The sequence below is a fragment of the Methyloglobulus sp. genome (assembly GCF_040079455.1).
In the GTDB taxonomy this organism is placed as follows: domain Bacteria; phylum Pseudomonadota; class Gammaproteobacteria; order Methylococcales; family Methylomonadaceae; genus Methyloglobulus.
On the sequence record NZ_JBEBKJ010000161.1, the window covers coordinates 1 to 2,222 of the forward strand.

Annotated in this window: 2 protein-coding genes; one reads left to right on the forward strand and one right to left on the reverse strand. The window is 46.6% G+C overall.

The features are described from left to right. Positions 1 to 39 precede the first annotated feature (39 nt). The gene (locus tag ABL924_RS18275) at positions 40 to 564 is read left to right on the forward strand and encodes a septal ring lytic transglycosylase RlpA family protein (protein ID WP_349028527.1); all 525 of its coding nucleotides are present in this window, start codon (positions 40 to 42) and stop codon (positions 562 to 564) included. Between the two features lie 77 nt (positions 565 to 641). Here the strand turns inward: ABL924_RS18275 and ABL924_RS18280 are convergent. Then, on the reverse strand, positions 642 to 2,222 hold a 1,581-nt coding region (locus ABL924_RS18280; RefSeq protein ID WP_349028526.1), incomplete at its 5' end, for a choice-of-anchor tandem repeat GloVer-containing protein.

A 2,222-nucleotide genomic window follows, 5' to 3' on the forward strand; every position in this document is an offset into this window, starting at 1 on the left:
CGGCAACCATGCTGTTTCCATGATTTTGGATCAGCCTTTATGAAGCAATATTGGCAAGCTCTCAAAAGTCGTCCAAGGATTGGTTTTGTTGTTTTCGGACTGTTGGCTACCAGCCTGTTGAGTGGTTGCGCCACCGATCCGCCGCAGTTACCACTTCCGCAAGCAAAGCACCATACCAGTAGGCCGCACCATAACTACCGCAATAAGCAAGCGTACAACCGTCCCTATCGGGTCAGGGGCGTTACCTATTATCCGATGGCATCCGCTCACGGTTATAGCGAAACAGGTGTTGCATCGTGGTATGGTTCGGAGTCGGGTTCTAAAACGTCCATGGGTTCGCACTTCTCCCCGCATGGCTATTCGGCGGCGCACAAAACCTTGCCGTTGCCCAGCAAAGTCCGCGTGACCAACCTGCACAATGGCCGATCAATCATATTGGTCGTCAATGACCGTGGCCCATTCAAGCCAAACCGCATTATAGACCTGTCGCATGGCGCGGCAAAAAGGATCGGCCTTAATGGCCTGGCAAAGGTTAAAGTCGATTATCTGGGCAGTGCTGATTAGAAATCTCTACACTGTTTTTGCACATGGAATGTACAGCGATTCAGCAGCCGATTAATAAATCGGCTGCTGATTTCGTTTTATTGCGCGGTTATCGTTACAGTTGCTGGTCGAGTCGTCACGCCATCCAGAGTCCAGGTGTAAGTAAACTGAAATACACCGCGTTTAGATTCCTGAAGTTGTGCTTTGGTTGTGCCTACGCCCGTTAAGCCATAGGTAAAATAACCGTTTGTAGCATCAAAAGCTGTTATTGCTAAAGTGCCTGCACCCGTTCCGCCTATCCGCGCTGGGTTGTTTACTACAGTGAAGGTTCGATTATTATAAATTTTTGGTAAATCGTTAAGGCTTACGTAGCCTTTGCCATTTTGGCTGGCGCTACTATTAGCCTTAAACGTATAGCTATCATCAACGGCTTTTAAGACATTCAACTTAACAAACGCAGTGTTTGAATCAAAGCCGTAGTTGTCTTTGACGTTATAGGTAAATTGCTCTTTACCGCCAAAGCCTGCTTCTGGTGTATACATTACGCTACCGTCCGTGTTGACCGTGACCGTGCCATGCGTTGGCTGAGATACGATTTTTACAGACGCAGGATTTATGCCGACCTTTGCTGAAACCTTATCGTTTGCCAGTATATTAATCGTAACGTTTTGACCTTCGGCGATAGTGGCTTTGTCATTTATCGTAACCGCCCAACCGGAAAGTTTAAATAGCAAGCCTGCTTGGTTAGCACCCCCGCTATTAGCCGCATAATACAACGCGCCGTTATTATCCATAGCACTCGCAGTGGTTTGATACATAACATCAGCCCCTATAAATTCGATAAACGAATAAACCCCGTTTGGATCGACCTTATATATACCGCTATAAAGACTGCCATCCTTACCTACCATGACACCCGTCGCAGTGCTGGCGCCCCATGCAAAGCCTGTGCTTTCGTCTATCAAGCTAAATACCTCGTTAGCATCTAACTTGAAGATGGTTTCCCTGCTAGAATCATTATGATAAACAGCCCCATACAATACCCCGTTCTTATCCAGAGCCAATGCTCCCACAGGTGCGGAAACTCCGGATTGGGTTAAATTATGCAGTTCATAAAAATTACCTTGCGGGGTAATTTTAAATATGACCGCCTCATACATGTAAGAAGCACTTGTATCTGAAAATGCAGAACCATAAACACTACCATCCGATCCTACAACAACACCGGATACGAACGACCCAGAATAATAATCCCTTAAATGATAAGGCCCAGTGAATTGGTGGATCCGGCTATACTCCCCGGTTGGGGTGATTTTATACACGAATTCAAAATGAGATTGACCGTCCTCAAACATATAACCTAAGCCGTACAGGTTACCGTCAGGCCCTAAACTGAGGCCACCAATCGGATACCCTACCTGCCCTTGTCCGTCGTCAAAATCGTGCAACACTTTTTGCGTACCGTCTGGTGCTATCTTATAGACTGCACCCTTATTAAATTTGCCGCCAGATTTGATCGTGCCATACAGGCTGCCATCACTAGCCAGTGTTATGCCACCATCTGCATCCTGACCCAGCGCGCCGTTAGTGCCGTCAAAATGGAAAATATCGGCATAAACACCATTTGGTTTTACTCTATAGACCGTGCCTTTATTGTATTTGCCACCATATTGGTTGGT

Bases quoted from the DNA above. Each gene is read 5' to 3' on its own strand.
- ABL924_RS18275 (WP_349028527.1), top strand. From the start codon at position 40: ATGAAGCAATATTGGCAAGCTCTCAAAAGTCGTCCAAGGATTGGTTTT.